25 protein-coding genes and 3 tRNA genes are annotated in these 22,925 nt (G+C 65.4%); 13 read left to right on the top strand and 15 right to left on the bottom strand.

Features of this window, described 5'->3' with window-relative positions; translation table 11 throughout:
* Positions 1-70: 70 nt before the first annotated feature.
* The gene (locus tag ACQ3HB_RS03070) at positions 71-301 is read right to left on the bottom strand and encodes a helix-turn-helix domain-containing protein (protein ID WP_430917611.1); all 231 of its coding nucleotides are present in this window, start codon (positions 299-301) and stop codon (positions 71-73) included.
* Between the two features lie 621 nt (positions 302-922).
* Between ACQ3HB_RS03070 and ACQ3HB_RS03075 the strand changes: the two genes are divergently transcribed.
* A complete protein-coding gene (locus ACQ3HB_RS03075) occupies positions 923-1,534 on the top strand; it encodes a tyrosine-type recombinase/integrase (RefSeq protein WP_430917613.1) in 612 nt (203 codons plus the stop codon).
* A 10-nt stretch (positions 1,535-1,544) separates the two neighbouring features.
* Here the strand turns inward: ACQ3HB_RS03075 and ACQ3HB_RS03080 are convergent, their stop codons facing one another.
* From ACQ3HB_RS03080 to ACQ3HB_RS03090, 3 genes are all read right to left on the bottom strand, one after another.
* Entirely contained in the window at positions 1,545-2,354 is an 810-nt protein-coding gene (locus ACQ3HB_RS03080) for a metallophosphoesterase (protein WP_430917615.1), read from the bottom strand.
* Positions 2,355-3,342: 988 nt separating this feature from the next.
* Positions 3,343-3,927 (bottom strand): HIRAN domain-containing protein, encoded by a 585-nt coding sequence (locus ACQ3HB_RS03085; protein WP_430917617.1) that lies wholly within the window; start codon positions 3,925-3,927, stop codon positions 3,343-3,345.
* A 170-nt stretch (positions 3,928-4,097) separates the two neighbouring features.
* Positions 4,098-4,409: a hypothetical protein gene (locus ACQ3HB_RS03090; protein WP_430917619.1), complete on the bottom strand. Its 312-nt coding sequence runs from the start codon at positions 4,407-4,409 to the stop codon at positions 4,098-4,100.
* 204 nt (positions 4,410-4,613) lie between these two features.
* On the opposite strand from ACQ3HB_RS03090, the gene ACQ3HB_RS03095 reads away from it, so the two are divergent.
* Positions 4,614-5,531 (top strand): hypothetical protein, encoded by a 918-nt coding sequence (locus ACQ3HB_RS03095; RefSeq protein WP_430917621.1) that lies wholly within the window; start codon positions 4,614-4,616, stop codon positions 5,529-5,531.
* Here ACQ3HB_RS03095 and ACQ3HB_RS03100 read toward each other — a convergent pair.
* The gene (locus ACQ3HB_RS03100) at positions 5,498-5,782 is read right to left on the bottom strand and encodes a hypothetical protein (protein ID WP_430917623.1); all 285 of its coding nucleotides are present in this window, start codon (positions 5,780-5,782) and stop codon (positions 5,498-5,500) included. The two genes, ACQ3HB_RS03095 and ACQ3HB_RS03100, sit on opposite strands and share 34 nt — an antisense overlap.
* 21 nt (positions 5,783-5,803) lie before the next feature.
* On the opposite strand from ACQ3HB_RS03100, the gene ACQ3HB_RS03105 reads away from it, so the two are divergent.
* Positions 5,804-7,357 carry a hypothetical protein gene (locus ACQ3HB_RS03105; RefSeq protein WP_430917625.1) on the top strand — a complete coding sequence of 518 codons (1,554 nt, stop codon included), beginning with the start codon at positions 5,804-5,806 and terminating at the stop codon, positions 7,355-7,357.
* Between the two features lie 225 nt (positions 7,358-7,582).
* Here ACQ3HB_RS03105 and ACQ3HB_RS03110 read toward each other — a convergent pair.
* Positions 7,583-7,666 (bottom strand) — tRNA-Leu (locus tag ACQ3HB_RS03110).
* Between the two features lie 279 nt (positions 7,667-7,945).
* Between ACQ3HB_RS03110 and ACQ3HB_RS03115 the strand changes: the two genes are divergently transcribed.
* The 7 genes from ACQ3HB_RS03115 to pknB all read left to right on the top strand — a co-directional run bounded on the left by ACQ3HB_RS03115 (position 7,946) and on the right by pknB (position 16,859).
* Positions 7,946-8,692, top strand: a complete 747-nt coding sequence (locus ACQ3HB_RS03115; RefSeq protein WP_430917627.1) for an FhaA domain-containing protein — start codon at positions 7,946-7,948, stop codon at positions 8,690-8,692.
* The gene (locus ACQ3HB_RS03120; RefSeq protein ID WP_430917628.1) at positions 8,689-9,240 is read left to right on the top strand and encodes an FHA domain-containing protein FhaB/FipA; all 552 of its coding nucleotides are present in this window, start codon (positions 8,689-8,691) and stop codon (positions 9,238-9,240) included. Before ACQ3HB_RS03115 ends, ACQ3HB_RS03120 begins: the two co-directional genes overlap by 4 nt.
* Positions 9,241-9,245: 5 nt before the next feature.
* The gene (locus tag ACQ3HB_RS03125; RefSeq protein WP_430917630.1) at positions 9,246-10,490 is read left to right on the top strand and encodes a Stp1/IreP family PP2C-type Ser/Thr phosphatase; all 1,245 of its coding nucleotides are present in this window, start codon (positions 9,246-9,248) and stop codon (positions 10,488-10,490) included.
* Positions 10,480-11,877: an FtsW/RodA/SpoVE family cell cycle protein gene (locus tag ACQ3HB_RS03130; RefSeq protein WP_430917632.1), complete on the top strand. Its 1,398-nt coding sequence runs from the start codon at positions 10,480-10,482 to the stop codon at positions 11,875-11,877. Before ACQ3HB_RS03125 ends, ACQ3HB_RS03130 begins: the two co-directional genes overlap by 11 nt.
* Complete coding sequence (locus tag ACQ3HB_RS03135) at positions 11,878-13,353, top strand: peptidoglycan D,D-transpeptidase FtsI family protein (RefSeq protein ID WP_430917633.1); 1,476 nt, start codon at positions 11,878-11,880, stop codon at positions 13,351-13,353.
* Positions 13,350-15,101 carry a serine/threonine-protein kinase gene (locus ACQ3HB_RS03140; protein WP_430917635.1) on the top strand — a complete coding sequence of 584 codons (1,752 nt, stop codon included), beginning with the start codon at positions 13,350-13,352 and terminating at the stop codon, positions 15,099-15,101. The genes ACQ3HB_RS03135 and ACQ3HB_RS03140 overlap by 4 nt, the downstream gene beginning before the upstream one ends.
* A 69-nt stretch (positions 15,102-15,170) precedes the next feature.
* Entirely contained in the window at positions 15,171-16,859 is a 1,689-nt protein-coding gene (gene pknB / locus ACQ3HB_RS03145) for a Stk1 family PASTA domain-containing Ser/Thr kinase (RefSeq protein ID WP_430917636.1), read from the top strand.
* Positions 16,860-17,152: 293 nt separating this feature from the next.
* Here pknB and ACQ3HB_RS03150 read toward each other — a convergent pair whose 3' ends face one another.
* From ACQ3HB_RS03150 to ACQ3HB_RS03160, 3 genes are read right to left on the bottom strand one after another with little or no spacing between them, the layout of a single operon-like run.
* Positions 17,153-17,788, bottom strand: coding sequence for an anthranilate synthase component II (locus ACQ3HB_RS03150; RefSeq protein WP_430917638.1), 636 nt, complete (start codon positions 17,786-17,788; stop codon positions 17,153-17,155).
* On the bottom strand, positions 17,785-17,943 hold the full coding sequence (locus tag ACQ3HB_RS03155) for a hypothetical protein (protein WP_430917639.1): 159 nt from the start codon (positions 17,941-17,943) through the stop codon (positions 17,785-17,787). Before ACQ3HB_RS03155 ends, ACQ3HB_RS03150 begins: the two co-directional genes overlap by 4 nt.
* A gap of 2 nt (positions 17,944-17,945) precedes the next feature.
* Positions 17,946-18,758, bottom strand: a complete 813-nt coding sequence (locus tag ACQ3HB_RS03160) for a class E sortase (protein ID WP_430917641.1) — start codon at positions 18,756-18,758, stop codon at positions 17,946-17,948.
* 79 nt (positions 18,759-18,837) lie between these two features.
* Between ACQ3HB_RS03160 and ACQ3HB_RS03165 the strand changes: the two genes are divergently transcribed.
* A complete protein-coding gene (locus ACQ3HB_RS03165; protein ID WP_430917643.1) occupies positions 18,838-19,083 on the top strand; it encodes a cell division protein CrgA in 246 nt (81 codons plus the stop codon).
* A 240-nt stretch (positions 19,084-19,323) separates the two neighbouring features.
* Here the strand turns inward: ACQ3HB_RS03165 and ACQ3HB_RS03170 are convergent, their stop codons facing one another.
* Positions 19,324-20,157: a rhomboid family intramembrane serine protease gene (locus ACQ3HB_RS03170; RefSeq protein WP_430917645.1), complete on the bottom strand. Its 834-nt coding sequence runs from the start codon at positions 20,155-20,157 to the stop codon at positions 19,324-19,326.
* 1 nt (position 20,158) lies between these two features.
* On the bottom strand, positions 20,159-20,716 hold the full coding sequence (locus ACQ3HB_RS03175) for a peptidylprolyl isomerase (protein ID WP_430917646.1): 558 nt from the start codon (positions 20,714-20,716) through the stop codon (positions 20,159-20,161).
* A gap of 151 nt (positions 20,717-20,867) precedes the next feature.
* Between ACQ3HB_RS03175 and ACQ3HB_RS03180 the strand changes: the two genes are divergently transcribed.
* Positions 20,868-21,401, top strand: a complete 534-nt coding sequence (locus ACQ3HB_RS03180) for a DNA helicase (RefSeq protein WP_430917647.1) — start codon at positions 20,868-20,870, stop codon at positions 21,399-21,401.
* A gap of 64 nt (positions 21,402-21,465) precedes the next feature.
* Here the strand turns inward: ACQ3HB_RS03180 and ACQ3HB_RS03185 are convergent, their stop codons facing one another.
* Complete coding sequence (locus ACQ3HB_RS03185) at positions 21,466-21,885, bottom strand: NUDIX hydrolase (RefSeq protein WP_430917649.1); 420 nt, start codon at positions 21,883-21,885, stop codon at positions 21,466-21,468.
* A gap of 208 nt (positions 21,886-22,093) precedes the next feature.
* The gene (locus tag ACQ3HB_RS03190; RefSeq protein WP_430917651.1) at positions 22,094-22,336 is read right to left on the bottom strand and encodes a hypothetical protein; all 243 of its coding nucleotides are present in this window, start codon (positions 22,334-22,336) and stop codon (positions 22,094-22,096) included.
* A 65-nt stretch (positions 22,337-22,401) separates the two neighbouring features.
* On the opposite strand from ACQ3HB_RS03190, the gene ACQ3HB_RS03195 reads away from it, so the two are divergent.
* Complete coding sequence (locus tag ACQ3HB_RS03195; RefSeq protein WP_430917653.1) at positions 22,402-22,581, top strand: hypothetical protein; 180 nt, start codon at positions 22,402-22,404, stop codon at positions 22,579-22,581.
* 84 nt (positions 22,582-22,665) lie between these two features.
* On the opposite strand, the gene ACQ3HB_RS03200 is transcribed toward ACQ3HB_RS03195, so the two are convergent.
* Positions 22,666-22,738: transfer RNA gene (locus ACQ3HB_RS03200), tRNA-Ala, on the bottom strand.
* A 71-nt stretch (positions 22,739-22,809) separates the two neighbouring features.
* Positions 22,810-22,883, bottom strand: a tRNA-Ile gene (locus ACQ3HB_RS03205).
* Positions 22,884-22,925 lie beyond the last annotated feature (42 nt).

Genomic DNA, 22,925 nt, shown 5'->3' on the forward strand with positions numbered 1-22,925 from the left:
GGGTGAATTTCATGCACTCTCGCACGACGATGTGACTCTGCGCGGTTTTTGTCGCAGGCTGCGGAACTCTCTACTGGTGGCGCCGTTGGCGGCCGGGCCAGAGATCTGCGCCAAGGCCGAGTTCGAGCTTCGCGATGGTGTACAGATCCGGCCACACCCGCCCGCCGAGGATCGCGAGGATCGTGGTGTGGTCAACACCCGTGTCTTTCGCGACCGAGCGGACGCTGCGATCACCGATGGCCGCCTGGACGTTCTTGGCCAGCTGGCGGGCGACCTCGCCGATCGGATCCGCTGATTCCACGTCAGGCCATCCGGGCGCGACGGCGCGCGGGGAAGGGCGAGCCGGCCGAGACATGGTTCGAGCGTAGACGAGAACCCGGGCACCCCGTGGCACCCGAACTCCTTCGATGACCAAGTCGCAGCATATGCTTATTCTAATACGCACTACCTAGTCACCAGGAAGCCTCGCCTGGGTGACGCGAAAACCATTGAACCTCATGCCTGACGCCCGGCGACGCTTCCCTCGTTCGCATGCAATCGCAGTCAGATGCCCCTCGTAATTCAGTCACCGGATGCGTATTCTAATAACCGAGGTGGTGTGATGCCCCGACGCGGTGAACGCTCCGGTGAGTCCAATGCCGCGCAGGCGGCGGCATTCGAGCCCATCATGCCCGCTGAACGATGGGCTCTGATTCGGCCGTTCGTTACCGAAGCGGTCATCGAGGCCGCCGATGCGACGCCCTACTCGGTACCCGAGCTCATGTATGCCCTCACTCGCCATACCTCTTGGTGTCTATTCAGTGCGGGCTTAGAACTTGATCGAGAGTCCGTGTTCGATCGGCGAACGATCGCACATGCAGTCAGTCAACAGCGAGGGCTCTCCCCCGCCAGTCAGGCCAACCTACGCGCACAGCTGCTGCGCATGGCCGAGTTCCTCCTCCCCGCGGAGACACTTCCTCGACTGCCGACCCTGCCCGCCGCATCACCGTCCACCCCGTATCCCATACCAGAGCTCAACTCGTTTCGAGCGTGGGCGATCGGGCAACCAACACCGCACGCCCGCCTGAGCGCTGCAGCTCTCATCAGTCTCGGGGCTGGCGCCGGCCTCGCCGCCCGAGAGCTCGCTGCCATCACCTCAGAGGACATCATCATCGACGACGACGGGGTGCTCGTGCACGTCAAGGGCCCTCGCCGGCGCGTGATACCACTCCTGCAGAGCTGGGAAAGCACCCTCCTCGAGGTGCTCGAGCAGACGCCACGCACCACTCCACTGTTCCGACCAGGTCACCAAGCGTTCTATCCGAACATCGTCACCAACTTCGTAGCCCGCAGCGCCGGCGTTGAGCTGAAGCCGCAGAGCCCACGGCTGCGGGCAACCTGGGTGGTGACCCTGCTGTCGTCAGGAGCGCCTCCGCGAGCTCTGATGGAAGCGGCTGGAGTGAGCTCACTCGAGGCCCTCACCCGATACCTTCCATTCGTCCCTGCCCCCCAGCCGGCGCTCGCCAGGTTCGCGCTTCGCTACGCGGAGCTCTGACTCTGCCCCGTCAGTGGGTCTCGTCAGGGACAAGGGACACAGTGCCTGTCTGTGTGAGACGCACCCACTCCCAGGACAGATCACGCATCCGGAGGAGTGCGAGATTGCCGTCGGAACCGTCGGCTGCCAAGCCATACACCACTCCACGATCGGGAAAATGATGCGTCCCCTGCCGGTGCAGATGCCCGTGGGCGAGGACCGCGGGTGAGACCGACCGCCACACCTCACCAATGCGCGCGGCCGACGCGGCCACGTATCGGCGCGCGTCGGGCGACATCTCCTCGCCGGTGGTCACCAGATCCGCAAGTTCCGGCGGAGCATCATGGGTCAGCAATAGGTCCACTGCCCCTGGTGCGATCGCCGCCGCCACGTCGGCGATCGTCGGCATCTCAGCCGCCCACCAGGTGCGCCCCGGGATCCGCTCAGCGGCGTCGAACGAGGCGGCACCGCCGAAGGACATCACAGTGCGGCCGCCGATGTTGAACCGGTATCCCCTCGGCAACGCCCACACGTACTCACTCAGCTGCACAGGCTCCCCCGGTGCAGCCTCGAACGCAGTCACGAGCTGGTCCCAGTCGTCGTGGTTCCCGGGCGTCACGAGGATCCGTTCGAAGCCGGAACGCCGGCACCAGTAATCGACCGTGCCGAGAAAACCCGGGGGCCGCCCCGGCCAGATCCCGAAGTCCCCGAGATGCAGCATCGTCCTCACATGCGGAGCCACACGCACCAAAGCAGGGAGAGCACGCTGAACCCAGCGCACGTTCCCGTGCCAGTCCCCGGCCACGGCGACCACCTCGTCACCCAACTGCCACGCCACCATGCGGGGATTCTAATACGCACACTGGTGGACGGCCATCCTCGAGGGCCGGTCACTGGCCGCTGAGCTGGGCCACAAGCGGGCCTTCGCGCCCTATTCCGATGGGGTCAGGAGCGCCACTCGGGCTGACCATCGCCCACCAAGACACCACCCGCGTCAGCGATTCGCTCAAACTGGCTCGACAGGCCGCCGCGGAACGATCGTCACCGCCCTCCTACCGCTCGAGACCGGTCTTCACGTCAGTGTTGCGAGTGCACCGATGAATCGCGTTGCACGCCAGCAGGGCGACGTCGACGCTCGAGAGCGTCCGTGGGCCAGCGTCAGGTAAGCCCCAGAGCGTTTCGGCTACTTTTGTTGTTCGCAGACGTGTTGACGGATCCAGTCCGGAGCTTCAGCGGGCGCGAGGTCACCTCGCCGTATGCGTGTAGTGAAGGTGAGCGCGGCTTCAGCGAGTTTCCCGTCTGGTGATGTCGGGGCATCTCTCAACAAGTAGATGGAGAGCCATCGTGTGAGATGGGTGCCGAGCCGGGTGCAGACGGCGACGGTACCGGCGAAGTGTCTCGCTTGACCGTTCGTATTGTCGTCGTAGGCGCGCCTGAATCCGCGACCAGAGATTGTGTTGCGTCCCCCGCGGGCGGCGTCGACGATCCACAGCGGGCCTCGCCGGACACCGCCGGCGCTCTCACCGAGCTGGGTGAGAAACGCTCGAGGGGTGGGGTGCAAGGCTGCGACGCGTCGAGCTTCGTCGACCAGACCCGAACACGCACTCATCTCCAGCACAGTACGCGACTCAACCTGACCACGAACATCACGCCACCATTTCTGGCAAGGGTCCTGTCGAGATGTTGCTGTTGATTCCCGGTCACGTCCAGAAGGCGGCCGGTGCTTCCGAAAGACTGAAAGGCATCTCTGAGAGCAGGAACGTGCTCGGCCAAGCGCGCACCTGCCCCACCACGCGGGTCATCACACGGCCCCTTCTTCGTGTCCCGGGTCACTGACCGCGGAGATAGTTGCGCAGCTCAGGCATCCGGGGAAGATCGACCCACATCTGGATGCTCGAATCGCTCGTTCCCGCGCCGCCGACGGAGAACGCATCGTAGGGAAGCGGGTCGAGCAGTGGGGCGAGCGCTGCGGCTTTGGCTGCCGACACATATCCCACCTTGCGACCGCGCCCGTAGATCGCGATCGCGTTTTCATCGTGCGAATTGGTTGGCTCACGAACGAGGAGGTACCGCTGCGCGGAGTACCGCTCGCGTTCTTCGTCACTCACGCACCCGAAACTTCCCTTGATACGTGCCCGAATCGACGGCAGTTGCTCCAAAGAGAGAATCTGCAATGCAGCCGTATCGATGGTCGCGACGCTCACCCGATGGGTTGCGACGTCATGGCGCTTCCCCACAGTGGCTGACTGGACTGCAGAATTGAGTGCGGCGTCACGCAGTTGCGCATTGCGCGCCGCAGCATGCTCGAATCCATCACGGTCATCGGAAACCGGCGGGACGGGTTTTGCCCCCTTCACCATCGCGACGATGACCAACACGACGAACACGCCAACAACGATGAGTAGAAGCTCCACCCTCAGAGCGTAGTGACCGCCTCACCTCAACCGCACACCCTGTGGGGAACGCCACCGGCGCGGACACCCGACACCCCGCCGAGCCCGTTCCCTGGCCTGGCGCCACACGAACAGTTCGGGTATTCTAATACCCTATTTCAGTTGGTTGCGTCATGAACCCAGCCCTTCACTTACCATCCCGCGATACCGCGGTTTCGACTACTCGCCGGAGCCGCGCTGACTGGCGCATCTGGCCGCGCAGCTTCCTTGCGTTCGAGCGCCAGCGTGAACCCGAGATATCGGGATGCGAGCATGACATCTTCGAGCTTCATGACGATCTCCCCGCACAGGATGCGGGACATCCGCCGGTAATCGAGGCCGAGCTCACTCGTGTACTGCTTCAACGTCGTCCCGTGTTCATCGAGACCGTCCCGGACCAGGCGCGCGAATTGGTGTTGCAGGATCGCCGAAGCCCGCTGCAGCGATGCACGCTGCCCCTCCACTGCCGGCCACACGATGTGGTTGGAGCGGCCGAACCGCTTCGGCGTCGGAGTGAACGACCTTGGTTCGAAACGAGGGCTGACCATGCCCTCAGAACCTACTCGAATCGCCGCTTCTCCGCGATCATCGCGTTTCCTCCGCGATTCCGGGGGTCAAATCGGACGGTTTTCGGCGACCTCGTGCGGATACCGCGCACAGGACTTCACATGAAGCATGAAACCGACACCGCCAGAAGATTCATCACCACCTACACGCCCACGATGCCAGCCCCGCACTGGCAGCCGATCGCCGAGTTCGTTCGAGACGCTGTCCGAGACTCTGACCTCGACACCTACGAACAAGTCCGACGCGCACTTATTTTCACCGCGGCGTTCGTCCAATGGGCCTACACAACGTGCGGGCTACCGCTTGAGCGAGACGAAATCTTCACGGCAACCCTGGTCGAAGAGTTCACCATCGCACACCGCGCCAAGTACAGCACTCAATATATTGAGCGGAACCGTCTCTGCCTGCTCAGCCTGACAGCAACGCTGACCGGAGACGACTCACGCGCCGCGCTACGCAGCGCGAACGATCGATGCCACCCATACGCCTCCACGGAACTGGCGCACTTCCGCAGTTGGGCAGGCGGGCAACCCACCGCCCGCCAACGACACAATGCGCTCACGATCCTGACGCTCGCCGCTGGGTGCGGACTTCGGCCGCCGGAGATCCGGATGGCACGCCCGGAGGACATTCGCTTAAAGAGCGCCACCCCAGGCATTCGCGTCGGCCGCGAGCTGCCACGATTTGTGCCCGTGCTCGCCACTTGGGCTGAAGAGCTCGAACGCCTAGCCGCCGGATGCTCCACCGAATGGGTGTTCACGACCAAGGCAAGTCGTAACGAGGGCAACACGGTCCCAGCCTTCCTCCGGTGCGCGTCTGGCATCGGAGCACGCCCCACCCCGGCGCGACTGCGCTCCACCTGGATTGTCACCCACCTGAACAGCGACACTCACGCGCCAGCGCTGCTCCGCGCTGCAGGCCTAACTTCTCTCGGAAGTCTCGACGGATACCTGCCCTGGGTGGATCCGAGACCTGACCACGACAATCAGCTCGACCTCCGACAGGCAGTCGCAGCATGAACGGCTGCGACGACGACGCCCTCGCCGGACTGTTCAATGACGACACCACCGTTGACACTGTCCGCAGACGCGACCCGATCCCGGGCAAAAGCGTCAACTTCATCATTGATTTCATCGACGGCGCCGGCATCGTCGAACACTTTGACGCTTGGATCGCCGAGGACCGGAAGCGCACCCGCCCCGGCGGTCGGCCACCACAGGTCAGCATCCGGTTGGTACTCATCCTGCTGTTCCTGCTCGCGATTGAACACTCACCACTGCAGGTGCAAGCGATGGCTGACATCCTTGACCACCGACTCACCCGCAAAACCCGACGCAAGCACAACCTCCACGTCACTGCAACGAACGCGCAACTCTACGACCAGATCTGGCGGACGTTCGAGACGATCCGCACCACCCTCGACCCGCAACCCACACCCGGCGGACGCCGCCGACGCCTACAACCCGACGAATACGCCACCATCGTCGCCGCACGCACCGAAGAACGCTACGAATCGCGGAAAGCACGACTCGACTGGCTCGCGAACCACCTCCTCGAGGCCACCTACCAACTCGTCCCCCACGAACACCGCAAATGGGGCGGCAACCTCGTCGTCGACGCCACCCCCGTCAAAGCGTGGGGCCGGTACCGGTTCCCCGGCCGCAGCGGCGGCATGTCCGCCGATCCCGACGCAGGCCTCTACGTTCGCGAGCCCGACCAGCGCGAAGAATACTCCGACGTCAACAACCCCATCCTCAACAAGAAGAAGCACCGCAGTGCAAAATACATCTGGGGATGGGAAGCAGAATTCGTCGTTCAGACAACCAACGACCCGTTCAAACCAGTCGACTTCCCGCAGCTGATCCTCGGCATGGGATTCCACAAACCATCCCACGCCCCCGCAGCACACGCGCTCCAGGCGTTCCGGTCGATCGCCGCCCGCGGCCACAAACCCGGCTACATCATCACCGACCGGCTCTACTTCCCCAGCAGCAACGCCGAAGCCTTCCAGCTGCCGATCCGGCAGCTCGGATACATCCCAATCCACGACTACCGAATCGACCAGCTCGGCATCCAAGACCAGTACGGCGGAGCGAACCTCATCGACGGCAACTGGTACTGCCCCTCGATGCCAGAAGCCCTAGTCAACGCCACCGCCAACTATCGGGCGGGGAGGATCGACGAAACCACGTGGCGCAACTACCTCGAACGCCGCAACATCTACCGAGTCCGGAATAAGGAGCGACCAGACGCCGACGGCAGCGCACCAATGATGTGCCCAGCCGCAGGACCCGGCGCGACCTGCGCGTGTCCACTGAAGCCGCAGAGCCTCCAGAAGGCCGCCAGCACCAAAGTCGGCGTGATGATCAGCATCCGAAAACCGCCCTCCAACCCGGACCGAATCTGCCGGAACAAGTCCTCCGTGGAATTCCCCGTCAACGCCGGCGCCAAGTACTGGCAGCCCCTCGCTCACGAGTCCCGCGAATGGCGGCGCTGGTACAGCGTCTGCCGTAACGGCAACGAAGGTCTCAACGGCGACATCAAGAACCCCTCGAAAGAACAGCTCGCCGAACCCGGCCGCAGACGCTTCCGCGGATACGCCGCCCAATACATCGTCACCGCGATCCTCGCGGCCGCAGCCAACATCCGCCGCATCGTCACGTTCCTCAGCGACCTCAAGATCACCGCCGCCTCCGGGCCAGGCGGTCACGCCGCACCACGCGGGAACGCAAGCTCCACACCCGACGTCATCAGAAAGACCAGGGCCAAGCGCCGCGAGACCACATTCGCCGACTTCTCCGGGCTGACGCCAGGCGCGGAACGATCCAGCGGCCCGCCTCGCTGACCTGACCCCAACACGTCACCTACTTCTCTTATAGAGAGGTACTGCACCACCAGACAGACCGTCGCGCCCGAAACCACGGCGCGGCGGTCTTATGCATGCCATGGGCTGCTCACCAAAAGGCTCCAAACGCCCCGGCAACTCGAAAGGCCCCCGATTCCTCGGGGGCCTTTCGTTTTCGGAGAGTTTCGCGAACTGATTCACTCAGTTTCGCAAACTCCCCTCCGGTGCGCGAGGGGGGACTTGAACCCCCACGCCCTTTCGAGCACTGGCACCTGAAGCCAGCGCGTCTGCCAATTCCGCCACTCGCGCGAACACCGGCCGCCGCTCACGCGGCAACCTACCGAGGATAGCATGCGGCACAGCCCGATCTGAACAGCCGGGTGGCAACGCGTCTCCCTCCCGGTTACGCTTGCGTGCGGCATCGATCGCATGGGGAATCGACCGAAAGACCACGGAATCACCGTCCACTCGGGCATTTCTCCTGGCCCGAAGCACATGACTCGCATCACGAGCAAGCCACGCAGCATGAGTCGGTTGTTCAGGCAATCCGGCTAACATTGCTCACACACCGACACGAATCGAGAGACCGTGGGCATTCTGGACAACTTCGAGAAGGGACTCGAGCGCGCCGTCAACGGCGCTTTCGCGAAGACCTTCAAGTCTGGACTGCAGCCGGTCGAGATCACGAGCGCACTGCGCCGCGAACTCGACACGAAGGCCGCAGTGGTCTCACGCGACCGCATTCTCGTCCCCAACAAGCTCACCGTCCGCATGTCTCCGACGGACTACGAGCGGATGACGAACATCGGTCCGGCACTCATCGACGAGCTCACGTCGCTCGTGCAGAAGCACGCGACGAGCCAGGGGTATTCGTTCCCCGGCGCGATCATGATCAAGCTCACGGCGGATCGATCCCTTCCTGACGGTCTCGTGCAGATCGACAGCGTCAACGTGAAGGGCACGGTATCGTGGTCGCCCGTGCTCGACATCGGCGGGAAGCGGTACCCCATCACCCAGGCCAGGACCGTCATCGGTCGTGGTTCTGAGGCTGACATCACCGTCAACGACACCGGAACGTCTCGCAAGCACGTCGAGATCCTGTGGGACGGCCGCAGCGGCCAGGCCCGCGATCTCGGCTCCACGAACGGTTCCAAGCTCAACGGTCAACCGTTCCGTCAGGCCGCGCTCGCTCCGGACTCGGTCGTCGAGATCGGCCGCACGAGCATCGTCTTCCGCGTCGTTCCGAAGGCCTCCGGCGGCAACGACGACTATGCGAGCAGCCGCGTGGATGACGCGACGAAGCGTCACACCATCGGATCCTGGGAGGACGTGTGAGTGAACTCACCCTGTTGGTCCTCCGCATCGGCTTCCTGCTGTTGCTCTGGATCTTCGTCTTCGGCATCGTCTACGCCCTCCGAACCGATCTGTTCGGTCAGCGCACCCGCAAGCCCCAGCCGCAGGGAGCCGGCGCTGCACCGAGCACGCCGCCGTCCTCACCGGTCACTCCTGCCAACAACATGCAGGCGCCGCCGATCTCCACGATGCCGTCCGCGGGTCGCAAGAAGGCCTCCGGCGAGCAGGCGAGCATCCACAACGCTTCCCGCCTGGTGATCACGTCGGGCCCGAAGCAGGGCACGGAGCTCGCGCTGGGTCGCGACCCCATCACGATCGGCCGTTCCGCCGATTCCGGCCTCATCATCCGCGACGACTACACGTCGACGCACCACGCCAGGCTCATGCTCTGGAATGACGACTGGATGGTGCAGGACCTCGATTCCACGAACGGCACGTTCCTCGACGGCCGTCGCGTCAGCGTTCCCACGCAGATCCCGCTCGACACCCCCGTCAAGGTCGGCCAGACCAGTTTCGAGCTGCGGCGGTAACCCGGGTGACGACATCCGGCGCCGGCGCTGCGCTCTCCCATGTGGGTAAAGTGCGCTCAAACAACCAGGATTCGGCGTATTCCGGGCATCAGCTGTTCGTCGTCGCCGATGGCATGGGCGGGCATGCCGGCGGCGATGTCGCGTCCGCGATGGCGATCAATCGCATCATCGAAGCGGATGAGCCCTACCCCTCGTCGGAGGCGGCGGAGGCGACACTGCAGTCCGCGATCCTCGCCGCGAACTCGATCCTCAACGACACGGTCTACGAGCACCGCGAACTGACCGGCATGGGCACGACGGTGTCGGCTCTGGCCGTCATCGGTACGGAGGTGGCGATCGCCCATATCGGCGACTCGCGCATCTACCTGTTCCGTGAGGGCGAGCTCAGTCAGATCACGGTCGACCACACCTTCGTGCAGCGTCTCGTCGACTCCGGCCGCATCACGCCGGAGGAGGCGGCGGTGCATCCGCGTCGTTCCGTGCTCATGCGCGTCCTCGGCGATGTCGATGCTTCGCCGGAAGTGGACACGATGACGCTCGGCACCCAGCCGGGCGACCGGTGGATGCTGTGCTCCGACGGTCTGAGCGGTGTCGTCGACGACGAGCACATCGCAGCCACCATGGCCGAGGGCCTGACGCCGCAGCGCACGAGCGAGAAGCTCGTCCGCCAGAGCCTCGACCGCGGCGCCCCGGACAACGTGACGGTCGTCGTCGTCGACATCGTCGATCACGCCCTTCCCACGGTGACGCCGTCGATCGTGGGATCAGCGTCGCGTCCCGTCGCGTTCGGCGTCTCGCCGCAGCCGCGGAAGTCGTCGATCCTCCCGAACCTCTGGCTCCACCCCGGCCGCGTGACCCCGAGCGGCCCCACCCACTTCGAGCCGGCGTCGGCGGACTATCTCGATGAGCTCATCGAAGAGGACGAGCGCAGGGCCCGCCGCCGCCGGACGACGTGGCTCGTCGGCCTCGTGGTCCTCATCATCGCGATCGTCGCCGCCATCGGCCTCGGATACGCATGGACGCAGACCCGCTACTTCGTGGGCGGCGACACCGACACGGTTGTCATCTACCAGGGCATCCAGCAGGACATCGGCCCCATCAAGATGAGCAGTGTCCGCGAGGACACCGGCATCCCCCTGAAGTCCCTGTCCGATTTCGACCGCCAGGCCGTCGAACAGACGATCAGTGCGTCGTCGTTCCCGGAAGCGCTCGACATCGTGAAGCGATTGCGGGTGACCAATGACAAGTGACCTCGCCTCCGACACCATCCAGGCCGACACCGGCGTGATCCGCACGATGCGTCGCCTGCGCCTGCCGAAGAAGCTCCGCAACATCGAGCTCGCGCTGCTCGTGTTCGCCCTCGTGATCAACACCTCGGCCGTGGTGCTCGTGCAGCTCGGCGCGCTCGGGCACCTCGATTTCCAGCTGCTGACGTTCGGCGCCGGCCTCTCCGCACTCGTCCTCGGGCTGCACATCTGCCTCCGTTTCACGGCTGCGGACGCCGATCCGTTCCTCCTCCCGATTTCGACCGTGCTCGGCGGTCTCGGCATCGCTGAGATCTACCGGATCGACATCGCCCTCGGTGAGTCCGGCTGGGCGAGCGCCTCGGTGCGTCAGATCGTGTGGAGCGCGATCGCGATCGTGTGCGCGATCATCGTCATCCTCGCCATCCGCAACCACCGGGTGCTGTTCAAGTACACCTACCTCGCCGGCCTGTTGGCGTTCGTCCTGCTGCTCCTCCCGCTCCTGCCCGGCATCGGTCGGGAGATCAGCGGCGCACGCGTGTGGATTGGCATCGGCGATTTCCTGTCGTTCCAGCCGGGCGAGCTCGCGAAGATCGCGTTGGCCGTGTTCTTCGCCGGCTACCTCGTGCGCACCCGCGACAGTCTCGCAATGGTGGGTCGCAAGTTCCTCGGGATGCAGTTCCCGAGGTTCCGGGACCTCGGCCCGATCCTCGTGGTCTGGGCGTTGTCGATGGCGGTCATCGTCTTCCAGCGCGACCTCGGCACCGGTCTCCTCTACTTCGGCATGTTCCTCGCGATGCTGTACGTCGCGACGGGCCGCGCCAGCTGGGTCATCCTCGGTGTCACCCTGTTCCTCGCGGGCGCGTTCGCCGCGAGCCAGACGCTCGAGTACGTCAACGGCCGCTTCCACAACTGGTGGGACGCCTTCAACCCGGAGATCTTCGACCGCGACGGCGGCAGCTACCAGCTCGTGCAGGGCATCTTCGGGCTCGCGCACGGCGGCCTCATCGGCACGGGCCTCGGGCAGGGCATGCCGTACGTGACCCCCGTCTCCCAGAGCGACTACATCATCGCGAGCCTCGGTGAGGAGCTCGGCCTCGCCGGACTGTTCGCGATCTTCGCGCTGTACCTGCTGTTCGTCTCGCGCGGCTTCCGCATCGGCTTCGCCGGTCAGGACGATTTCGGCAAGCTCCTCTCGGTGGGCCTGTCCTTCCTCGTGGCGCTGCAGGTCTTCGTCGTCGTCGGCGGCGTGACGCGTGTCATCCCGCTGACCGGCCTCACGACACCGTTCCTCGCGGCGGGTGGTTCGTCGCTCGTCGCGAACTGGATCATCGTCGCGATCCTCCTGCGCGTGTCCGACACGGTCCGCAATCAGCCGAGGGTGGTGGCATAGATGAATCGGGAAGTCGGGCGCGTGAGCGTCGTCGTGCTCGCGATGTTCCTGGCGCTCTTCGGATCGACCACGGTCATCCAGATGTTCCAGGCGGACTCGTTGCGCGCAGACGGTCGCAACACGCGCAGCCTCTACGAGAGCTACCAGACGGAGCGCGGACCCATCCTGCTCGCCGACGGAACCGCGATCGCTTCCTCCGTGCCGAGCAACGACCGCTACAACTTCCAGCGCGTCTACTCGAACGGTCCGCTCTACGCGGGCATCACGGGCTTCTTCAACCCGACGCAGGGTTCGTCCGGCATCGAGCAGGCGACGAACGACTACCTGAGCGGCACCTCGAACTCGCAGTTCCTCGACTCCATCAACCGCCTCATCTCCGGTCAGCCGCCGAAGGGCGCCGCCGTCGAGGTCACGATCGACCCGGCCATCCAGCAGGCCGCCGCCGAAGCCCTCGGCGACCAGCAGGGTTCGGTCGTCGCGATCGAGCCCAAGACGGGCAAGATCCTGGCGTCGTACTCGACGCCCGGGTACGACCCGAACACGCTCGCGAGCCACGACTCGGACGCCGTGCAGGCCGCGTACAAGGCGCTCGACGCCGACGGCAACGAGCCGCTGCTCAACAAGAGCATCGACGGCGACCTCAACCCGCCGGCGTCCACCTTCAAGCTGATCACGGCCTCTGCGGCGCTCGGCACGGGCAAGTACACCCCGGACAGCCAGCTCCCGAACCCGTCCTCGTACACGCTCCCTGGCACGAGCGAAGTCATCTACAACACCGAGGGCGGCTCCTGCGGCGGCGGCGCGACCGTCAGCATTGCGACGGCCCTCGCCCTCAGCTGCAACATCCCGTTCGCGGAACTCGGCGTCGAACTCGGCAACTCGCTCATCAAGAAGACCGCCGAGCAGTTCGGCTTCAACACCGACATCAATTTCACCGGCACCGGGCTGAGCCCGCTCCAGATGACGCAGAGCCGCTACCAGGGCGGCCTCGACGAGGCGCAGACGGCGATGAGCGCCTTCGGCCAGTACTCGGACCGCGCATCGGCGATGCAGATGGCGATGGTCTCGGCCGGGATCGCGAACGGCGGTACGGTCATGAACCCGCAGATGGTGCAGCGGATCGTGAACCCGGACCTGAGCGTGCTCAAGCAGTTCGAACCGGCCGAATTCAAGCAGGCGATCACCCCGGAGGTGGCCAAGACGATGACCGACATGATGATCCAGAACGTCCAGAACGGCGCGGCCAGTAATGCAAGAATAGACGGGGTCGACGTGGCCGGGAAGACCGGAACGGCGCAGAACGGGACGAACGATCCGTACACGCTCTGGTTCACTGGTTTCGCCCCGGCGAACGACCCCAAAGTTGCCGTGACTGTTGTTGTTGAAGATGGTGGCGGGCTCGGCCAGGAAGGCTATGGCAACCTGGTGGCTGCTCCGATCGCGAAGAAAGTACTAGAGGCGGTGCTGAACAAATGAGACCGACAGCCGGGCTGACCTTCGGGGGTCGCTACGAACTGCAATCGCGTATCGCTATCGGCGGGATGGGCGAGGTGTGGCAAGCGACCGACCTCGTCATCGGTCGAACCATCGCCATCAAGATCCTCAAAGACGAATACATGGGCGACCCGGGCTTCCTGGAGCGCTTCCGCGCCGAGGCCCGCCACGCCGCGCTCGTCAACCACGAGGGCATCGCCAACGTGTTCGACTACGGCGAGGAGGACGGCAGCGCCTTCCTCGTGATGGAGCTCGTCCCCGGCGAAGCCCTGTCCACCGTGCTCGAGCGCGAGCGCGTGCTCCCCACGGACAAGGTGCTCGACATCGTCGCGCAGACCTCTTCCGCACTGCAGGCCGCCCACGCGGCGGGCCTCGTACACCGCGACATCAAGCCGGGCAATCTCCTGATCACGCCGGACGGCCGCGTCAAGATCACCGACTTCGGCATCGCCCGCATCGCCGACCAGGTGCCGCTCACGGCCACCGGTCAGGTCATGGGCACGGTCCAGTACCTGTCGCCCGAGCAGGCGAGCGGTCACCCCGCGTCGCCGTCCACGGACATCTACTCGCTCGGCATCGTCGCGTACGAGTGCCTCGCCGGCCGGCGCCCCTTCACGGGCGAGTCGCAGGTGGCCATCGCGATGGCGCAGATCAACGAGGCGCCGCCCGAGCTGCCCGTCACGATCGCGGAGCCGGTCCGCCGCTTCGTCATGTCGATGATCGCGAAGAACCCGTCAGACCGTCCCGCGTCGTCCGCTCACGTGGCCCGCGCCGCGCAGGCGCTCCGTCGTGGCGACCTCAACGCGGCTGCTGCAGCCGTGCCCGCCATCCTCGGAGGTGCGGCGGCAGCGACGACCGTCCTCGACCAGACCCGCCGCATGCCGGCCCCTGGCGACGACGCGACGACGCAGTTGCTCTCGAACTCCGGGCTCGAGGAGCCGCCGACGGACACCGCCGAGGTGCCCGTCGAGAAGAAGAAGCGCAGCAAGTGGACGTGGCCGCTCATCGCCCTCGTCGCGTTGCTCGTCGTCGTCCTCGTCGGCTCGCTCATCGCCGTGTTCTCGCAGAACAAGGGCGGCGACGCTGGCGCCTCAACCCCGCCGGCGACCGTCTCGAAGACGCCCACACCGAAGCCGAGCCAGACGCCGACGACGGTCCCGGTCCCGCAGGTCGTCCTGTCGGAGATCCAGGGCCGACCGTTCGACGAGGTCGCCGCGATGTTCGGTGCTGCTCCGTACAATTTTGCCGTGAGCAAGGTCGTCGGCAAGGCCGCCGCAACCGAGGACGAAGTCGACCTCGTCTACGACGTGAACCCGACGGGCAACGTCAAGGCCGGTTCGGCGATCGCGCTCACCGTGTACGGTCCGGTCGCCGCGGTCGTCCCTCCCACGGCTCCGACCGAAGCCCCCAAGATCAGCCAGGACCAGCTCGACGATGGCGGCAAGATCGAACTTCCCGCCGCAGGTGGGACCAAGGACGTCATCGTCAACTGGCTGCCGACCCCGAACGCATGCCCGACGGGCGATGTGCAGGGCTACACGGTCACCGTGCAGGGCGGATCGTTCACGAACAACCCTTCGGGCGACTTCGGCGCGAACGCTTCCAGCGGAACGGTCACGGTCTCGGCAGTGGGCACGCTCAACATCTACTACTCGGTGAAGTGCACGACCGGTTCATCCGAAGCGTCGCCGGTCGGTACGTGGCAGGTCATCAAGGCCCCCACCCCCTGACATCAGGGTTTCAGCGGCATCCGAGTAAACTGTTAGTGTTTGTGCTCCGAGGGGAAACAGGGGTGGTACGTGGCTGACGATCAACGCCTGCTTGCAGGCCGATACGTCGTCGGCGACCTCATCGGCCGCGGTGGCATGTCCAACGTCTTCCGGGGCATCGACACGAAGCTCGGGCGTACGGTGGCCATCAAGGTCCTGAAGTCCACGCTCGCCACCGACCCCGCGTTCCGTTCGCGTTTCCGCCAGGAGGCTCAGGCGGCCTCCCGCATGGCGCACGCCACGATCGTCCGCGTCTACGACGCCGGCGAGGAGCGGGTGAAGGATGACTCCGGACACGAGGTCATCGAACCGTTCATCGTCATGGAGTATGTCGAAGGACGGATGCTCAAGGATCTGATCGCCGAAGGGCCGATCGAATCCAAGGAAGCCGTGCGCATCGCGAGCAGCGTGCTGACGGCCCTCGAGTACTCGCACCGCGCCGGTGTCGTGCACCGCGACATCAAGCCCGGCAACATCATGATCACGAAGACCGGCGACGTGAAGGTCACCGACTTCGGCATCGCACGTGCCGTCTCCGACTCGTCCACGACGGTCGCGCAGACCACGGCCATCCTCGGCACCGCCGCGTACTTCTCACCGGAGCAGGCCAAGGGCGAGACAGTCGATGCGCGCACCGACCTGTACTCGACGGGTGTCGTGCTCTTCGAGATGCTCACGGGCAAGGCCCCGTTCCGCGGCGACACCGCCGTGGCCGTCGCGTACCAGCACGTCAGTGAACGCCCGGTCAAGCCGAGCAGCATCAACCCCAAGGTCTCTCCCGCGCTCGACCAGGTGGTCATGCGGGCCCTCGCGAAGGACCGTTTCGAGCGGTACCAGAGCGCCGTCGAGTTCCGTGAGGACCTCGAGGAAGCCGGTGCCGGCCACGTGCCGATCCGTCGCGAAGACCCCGACTCCCTCTTCGGCCCGTCGCCGACAGCGTCCTCCAGCACCGAGCAGGCGATCCGTCAGCTCACCTCCGACGAGACGGTCACGCGCACACAGCGCCGCCCACCTGTCGTCTGGATCTGGGCTGCCATCGCGGGCATCGCCGTCATCCTCTTCTCCCTCGTGTTCTGGGTCACGCAGCTGCCTCCCGCCACGAGCGTGAAGACCGATGCGCGCGCGGTCCCCGATCTCGTGGACGCCACGTGGGAGGAAGCGAACACCACGATCGAGAAGCTCGACCTCGTACCGACGAAGTTCGACGTCCCGAGCGGCGATTACGCGGCCGGCCATGTCGTCCGTACGGACCCGCCCGGTGGAACGACCGTCTCGCCGAACACGCAGATCAAGGTCTACGTGTCCTCTGGCAAGGAGAAGGTTGCCGTCCCCGATGTCGTGAACCAGAGCTCTGAGGCCGCCTGGGAGGCGATCACGGGCGCAGGACTGGCTCAGGGATCCGTCACCAAGGAGAACTCTCCGACGATCCCCGCGGGCGTCGTGCTGCGTACCGATCCTCCGGCAACGACTGAGGTCGACACGGGTTCGACGGTCAACATCATCGTCTCGAGCGGCAACGTCACCCTCACGGATGTGAGCGGGCAGCCGCTCGCCGATGCGACGAACTTCCTGCAGGACGCCACTCGTCAGTTCGTGGTGCAACCGCAGGCCGATCCGACGTGCAAGAGCGTCGCGGGCGATCCTGTGACCAAGCAGTCGCCTGGCCCCGGCGACGTCCCGCAGAAGTCGACGATCACCCTCACCTACTGCACGGGCTGACGCCCGCCGCACCCGGCGCCGGTCCCTGGTCCCTGAGCCGCACCCCGCCCCTTGAGCCGCACCCGGTCCCTGAGCCTGTCGAAGGGCTTTGGCGCGCATAACTCCTTCAATTCGGACCGCAGCGGTGACCCCGCCCCCGGAATTCCGGGGATGTTGGTCGGCGCCGGTCGAAATCGAAGGAGTTGTGCTCGATGGACTCCAGACTTCGACGCACTCAGCGATCGGAGACGAAGCCGCAACCGGTCCCTGAGCCTGTCGAAGGGCGCGACCGCGAGCAGCCCCGACCGTTTCCGCTACAGGCTGACGAGCGGGCTGAGCCCCACGGCCGTCTCGCGTGCCTCGGGCAAGCCGGCGACCGCCAGCCAGTTCCCGAGCATCCGGTAGCCGCCCTGCGTGAGCACGGACTCCGGGTGGAACTGCACGCCGTAGATCGGTGCGTCCACGTGGCGCAGCCCCATGATGACGCCACCGCTCGTGCGGCTCGTCACGACGAGCTGGTCGGGGACCGTGCCGTCGACGACCGCGAGCGAGTGGTACCGCGTTGCCGTGAAAGGCTGCGGGACGCCGTCGTAGAAGTCGCTGCCATCGTGATCGATGAGTGAGGTCTTGCCGTGCATGAGCTCTTCGGCGTTCGTGACCGTGGCTCCGAAGGCCTCCGCGATGGCCTGGTGCCCGAGGCACACGCCGAACAACGGCACACCGGCCGCATGGGCGGCGTGCACGGCCGCGATCGACACACCGGCGTCTGCGGGTTTGCCCGGGCCCGGCGAGACGAGGACGCCGTCGTAGTCCGCGAGGCGGTCGGGCAGTTCCTCTGCCGCGAACGCGTCGTTCCGCAGCACGTCCGTCTCCGCGCCCAGCTGCAGCAGGTAGCCGTTCAGCGTGTACACGAAGCTGTCGTAATTGTCGATGACGAGGATCTTCGTCATTCCTGGACCGTCACGTTCTGGTCCACGATGAAGGAGTCGATCCACGGGAAGACCCAGGTGAAGAGCGCGGCGATGACCGCGAACAGCAGGATGAGCATCAAGATGATCCGCAGCCACACGGGGCCGGGGAGGATGCGCCACAGGGCGGCGTACACGGTCAGCCTCCAGCTGCCGCGACGGACGCGGCGATCTCGGCGGGCGGACCCGCGGCGGTGGGACGCCACGAGTCGTAGACCGCGTAGGCGATGCTGCGTTCCGCTGTCGAGTACAACGGGTTGCAGGTGGTGAGTGTGAGGATCCTCTGCGTGGGCGGATTGGTGTCGGTCTGCGGCACGGGGTTCAGCACGTCGACGCCCGTGGGCTGCACGTAGACGATGTTGCGGAACTCGTAGGTGTACCAGCCGTCGGCCGTCTGCACGTAGACCTTGTCGCCCAGCTGGAGGTCGCCGATGAGGTGCATCGCCCCGCCGTACGCGCTGCGGTGGCCGGCGACGACGAAGTTGCCCAGCTCCCCGGGCATCTGGGTGCTCGCGTAGTGTCCGACGCCGAGGTTGAAGCTGTTGAGCACGCTCGCCGTGTCGACGCCCTCGGCCACCACGCGACGGTAATCGGCACCGTACCGCGGGATGTAGAGCACTGCGAACGGGTCGCCGGACGCGGGCCGAGCCGTGACCGGAGGCGGACCGAAGTCCTCGGTGCCGTCGGGGTTGGTCGTCGGCGTGGGTGTGGGAGCGTCCGTCGCCTTCTTGATCCACTCCTGCGCCTGCTGGTTCGCCGCGTTCGCCTGGCTACCGGCCATGACCATGTCGTTCCACCAGAGCTGCCAGGCGAGGAACAAGAGGACCGCGAGCCCGGCGGTGATGAGCAACTCACCGGCGACGCCGAAGAACGTGACACGTCCACGCCGTTTGCGGCTCGCGTGCCTGTCGGCCGCGCGAGACGCACTGCGCGTGGGGAAGTCATCGGTCACGAGCAGATTCTACCGAGAAGTCCAGTGGAGAAGCTGATCCTTTGGGCGTCTGTGGAGGTGAACCGCTAGAATGGGCCGCATGGCACGGACGAAGTCAAGCAAACAGCCCAGCCGCGAGCCCGAACAGGCGAGCGGGGAGCAGGCTCCCAACGCGGTCTGGTTCAAGCCCGTGATGTTCGGCTTCATGCTCATCGGGCTGGCCTGGATCGTCGTGTACTACCTGAGCGGCACGGTTCTGCCCGTGCAGTCGCTCGGCCCGTGGAACATCCTCGTCGGATTCGGCATCGCGTTCATCGGCTTCCTCATGACCACGCGGTGGCGCTGACCACCAGCCATTCTTCGTCTGAGCGGGTCGCCATCGGCGGCCCGCTTTTTCGTGTGCTCGCGGGGCTTCGGGGGACCGCAGGCTTCAACTCGTACCTGAATGACACGCGTGTAATTATCCCCAGTGTGCACAACCCTGTGGATAACTTTCGAGTGGGTCCGGGCGCATACAACAGGGCCCGGATCGCACGGGCGGCCGATCATGGCATCACCAGACGGGATCAGTTGCCCGAGCGAGCGATCAGGTGAGCGCGGGGATGAGGCTGACGCCGATGAGCGCGACGCTCAGGAGCGAGAGCAGCCCGATCTGAGCGGTGCGCTGCGAGATCTTGCGCGTGCCAACGAGGATCAGACCGACGAGGGCGCCGCCGACGAGGCCGCCCACGTGCGCCTGCCAGGCGATGTTGATCCCGGGGATGAACCCGATCACGAGGTTGATGCCGAGGAGCACGAGGAGGCCGGTGGTGTTCCCACCGAGCTTCCGCTGGATCACGAGGAACGCGCCGAGCAGACCGAAGATCGCGCCGGATGCGCCTACGACGGGCACGTTGGGTGCGGCGAGGAAGAGCACGCCCAACGAGCCGGCGAACCCGCTGATCAGGTACAGGGCGAGGAATCGCCAGTGGCCGAGCATCGTCTCGAGCATCCGCCCGAAGATCCACAGCGTGTACATGTTCAGCAGGATGTGGAACAGGAAGCTCTGCGAGTGCACGAACACGGCCGTGAGCATGCGCCACGGCTCGAACGCGTAGGCGGGGTTCGAGTACAGGCCCGCGTAGAGGAGCGCGTCCGTGACGTGAAGTCCCGGGATCCATTGCAGAAGGAACACGAACGCAGTCACGGCGATGATCGTGTACGTGACGATCGGTGACGACGAGGTGATGCGAGCACCCACCCGGTTGCGAGGAGCGGATTGCCGCTGCTCCTTCATGCACTCCGGGCAGATGAAGCCGACCGCCCCGGGGGTCTGGCACTCACCGCAGATCGTCCGCCCGCACCGCTGGCAGAGCACGAAGCTCTGGCGGTTCGGGTGGCGATAGCAGGTGTTGGAAGACGTCGCCCGGGGATCGGTCACGCTACGCCTTGACGACGGTGATGCTCTCCACGACCACGGGGTCGATCGGCTTGTCGCCGGAACCGGTGGGGACCGCTGCGATGGCGCGCACGACGTCGCGGGACGCCTCATCGGCGACCTCGCCGAAGATCGTGTGCTTGCCCTGCAGCCACGGGGTGGGGTCCGTGGTGACGAAGAACTGCGAGCCGTTGGTGCCCTCGACGGCGCCCGTGAGCGGGTTGCGGCGCTTGCCGGCGTTCGCCATGGCGAGGATGTAGGGCTTGTTGAAGTCGAGTTCCGGGTGGATCTCGTCGTTGAAGTTGTAGCCGGGTCCGCCGGTGCCCGTGCCGAGCGGGTCGCCGCCCTGGATCATGAAGCCGGGGATGATCCGGTGGAAGGTCACACCGTCGTACAGGTTGCCGACGCCGGGCTGGCCCGTCTTGGGGTCGATCCACTCCGTGGTGCCCGTTGCGAGGCCGATGAAGTTCTCGACCGTCTTCGGGGCGTGGTCTCCGAAGAGGTTGATGACGACGTCACCGTGGTTGGTGTGCAACGTGGCTACTGCGGTGTGCTGTGACATACCCACAATTCTTACATACAGCGCGGACACTCCCGGGTTTTACAGGGTTCCTCAAGTCATGCATACAGCTTGAGGACTCTCGGGTGGTATCCAGCCCTGCAAGTGGCAAGATGGAGGTTACGTTGTTGCCGCGATCATTGGAGATGACCACATGAGCCTGTCACGCAAGCGCACGAAGGAACTCAAGCAGCTCAAAGGATCGGCCGCTGAGCTGTGGGAGGCTCAGCAGGAAGTGCTGAACCACGCCAACTCGGTTGCCCGTGAAGCCAGCCGTCAGCTGAGCAACTTCTCGCGCGAGCAGGTCGTCCCGACCGTGCGCGACACCTACGAGCACCGCGTCGTCCCCACGGTCGACCGCGGCATCCACTACACCCGTGGCGCTGTGGACGGCGTGAAGCGCGGCATCACCGATGGTGTGGTTCCGGCTGTCGGCGGCGTCGTCGGCACGGTCCTCAGCATCGGCGACATCGCCAAGGACACGCGCGTCCAGGCCGCACTCCGTCGCCTGCACGCTCCCGAGGCGCTCGTTCCGGCCAAGAAGTCCGGCCCCGGCGCAGGCACGGTCATCGCGATCGGCCTCGGCGTCCTCGCCGCAGCCGGTGTCGCGTACGCCGTGTGGCAGACGTTCCGCGCGGACGACGAGCTGTGGGTCGCCGACGACGAGCCCGTCACCGCCGCCAACTGAACTCAGGCAACTGAGCAGGCTCCTTCGGGAGCCGTGAACCCCGCCGCCGTCTGAGCGCCGGGGTTCAGATGAGACCCGCGAAACGGCGTCCGACGTCCACGAGGCTCACGCGATCGAGTGCGTCGATCTCGTCGAGTGGGAACCAGGCGGCGTAGTCGGTGCTTCCGTCGAGTTCGTACGTGAGCGCGCCGCCGGTGACGTGGGCGCGATAGACGATGCGCAACGCGTGGAGTGCGTTCTCCTTCGTGCCGATGCGACGTTCCGCCGGAACCACGTGCGAGTCGACGCCGATCAGATCCTCGAGTTCCGCGGCGAAGCCGGTCTCCTCGAACACTTCCCGCACGGCCGCGTCCGCCGGGTCCTCGCCCGGGTCGATGCCGCCTCCCGGCAGTGTCCAACCGCTGTAGCCGCCCTCGTTCCAGTGGGACAGGAGCATTCCACGGTCGTCGACGATCACGGCGTACGCAGCCACGCGAATATCCATGGCGTCAGCCTAACCCGGCCGCCTCTGCGGCGGCCGGGTGGCTGACTTCCGTCACTCGATGGTGAGCCAATCGGTGCTCAGTCACCGTCGCGGCCCGCGGCTCGACGACCGTTCCCTCGTCACAGCCCGTTCCTGTGCCTTGAGGAGCGCAGATCCTTACTCAAGGCTCTGCTCGTAGCCCTGAGTAAGGAAACAGGCCTGATGCGTCTCAGGGCATCCGTACTCGCTCGAGGACGATGTAGTCCGGCTCGGGATTGGTATTGCCGATCCACACGACCTCCGGCCGATCCACGAGCCAGCCCATGAGGCCGATGTCCGACTCGACCAGCGCACCGTCCGGCACGGCCGCAACGGCGCTGCGCGCCGCATCGCGTCGGTGTGCGGGGAACGTCTGATCCGAGTCGCCGAGTTTGGCGAGCGGAAGCTGGGGAACGATCAAGACAAGGGTCACAACCGCGACGGCTATGGACGGACGAGCCATCCGCCGGCCCCATCTCCTCCGACCAAGGCGATCTCATGGAACTGCGCCTCGACGGCGCCCTGCAGGCCTCAACCGAAGCCGAGCGTGATGCCGAGCAGAACACCCATCCGCTGACGTCTCCGCACCTGGATCGCGGAGCGGGTCACGATCGCGCTCGCCATGCCGAACCGAACGTTCCGGATGATCAGGAGCCCGAGCGCACTCGGGAGAACTGAGCAGCCGATCAGGTACGAGGCAAAGCGTTGATTCATGCCTGGAAAACGAAGAAGCCCCCGACGATGTCGAGGGCTTCTGAACTGTGGAGCCTGGGAGAATCGAACTCCCGACATCCTGCTTGCAAAGCAGGCGCTCTACCAACTGAGCTAAGGCCCCGGATGAATCCGGTGGATCACTGCCTCCGGGGAGGAAGCGACCGTTTCACTGTATTCAATTTGTGTTGCACGTGGGGCTACCAGGACTTGAACCTGGGACCTCTTCGTTATCAGCGAAGCGCTCTAACCGCCTGAGCTATAGCCCCGTTTGAACCTTGTAGAGACTACCGGATGAAGAGCGAATCTCC

Source organism: Plantibacter lichenum (assembly GCF_050587525.1).
Classification (GTDB): Bacteria; Actinomycetota; Actinomycetes; order Actinomycetales; family Microbacteriaceae; genus Plantibacter.

Coding starts and splice junctions, on each gene's coding strand:
- ACQ3HB_RS03075 (WP_430917613.1), top strand. CDS start 923: ATGGCCGAGTTCCTCCTCCCCGCGGAGACACTTCCTCGACTGCCGACC.
- ACQ3HB_RS03080 (WP_430917615.1), bottom strand. CDS start 2,354: ATGGTGGCGTGGCAGTTGGGTGACGAGGTGGTCGCCGTGGCCGGGGAC.
- ACQ3HB_RS03095 (WP_430917621.1), top strand. CDS start 4,614: ATGAAGCATGAAACCGACACCGCCAGAAGATTCATCACCACCTACACG.
- ACQ3HB_RS03105 (WP_430917625.1), top strand. CDS start 5,804: ATGGCTGACATCCTTGACCACCGACTCACCCGCAAAACCCGACGCAAG.
- ACQ3HB_RS03130 (WP_430917632.1), top strand. CDS start 10,480: ATGACAAGTGACCTCGCCTCCGACACCATCCAGGCCGACACCGGCGTG.
- ACQ3HB_RS03135 (WP_430917633.1), top strand. CDS start 11,878: ATGAATCGGGAAGTCGGGCGCGTGAGCGTCGTCGTGCTCGCGATGTTC.
- ACQ3HB_RS03140 (WP_430917635.1), top strand. CDS start 13,350: ATGAGACCGACAGCCGGGCTGACCTTCGGGGGTCGCTACGAACTGCAA.
- ACQ3HB_RS03150 (WP_430917638.1), bottom strand. CDS start 17,788: ATGACGAAGATCCTCGTCATCGACAATTACGACAGCTTCGTGTACACG.
- ACQ3HB_RS03165 (WP_430917643.1), top strand. CDS start 18,838: ATGGCACGGACGAAGTCAAGCAAACAGCCCAGCCGCGAGCCCGAACAG.
- ACQ3HB_RS03175 (WP_430917646.1), bottom strand. CDS start 20,716: ATGTCACAGCACACCGCAGTAGCCACGTTGCACACCAACCACGGTGAC.
- ACQ3HB_RS03180 (WP_430917647.1), top strand. CDS start 20,868: ATGAGCCTGTCACGCAAGCGCACGAAGGAACTCAAGCAGCTCAAAGGA.
- ACQ3HB_RS03185 (WP_430917649.1), bottom strand. CDS start 21,885: ATGGATATTCGCGTGGCTGCGTACGCCGTGATCGTCGACGACCGTGGA.
- ACQ3HB_RS03195 (WP_430917653.1), top strand. CDS start 22,402: ATGGAACTGCGCCTCGACGGCGCCCTGCAGGCCTCAACCGAAGCCGAG.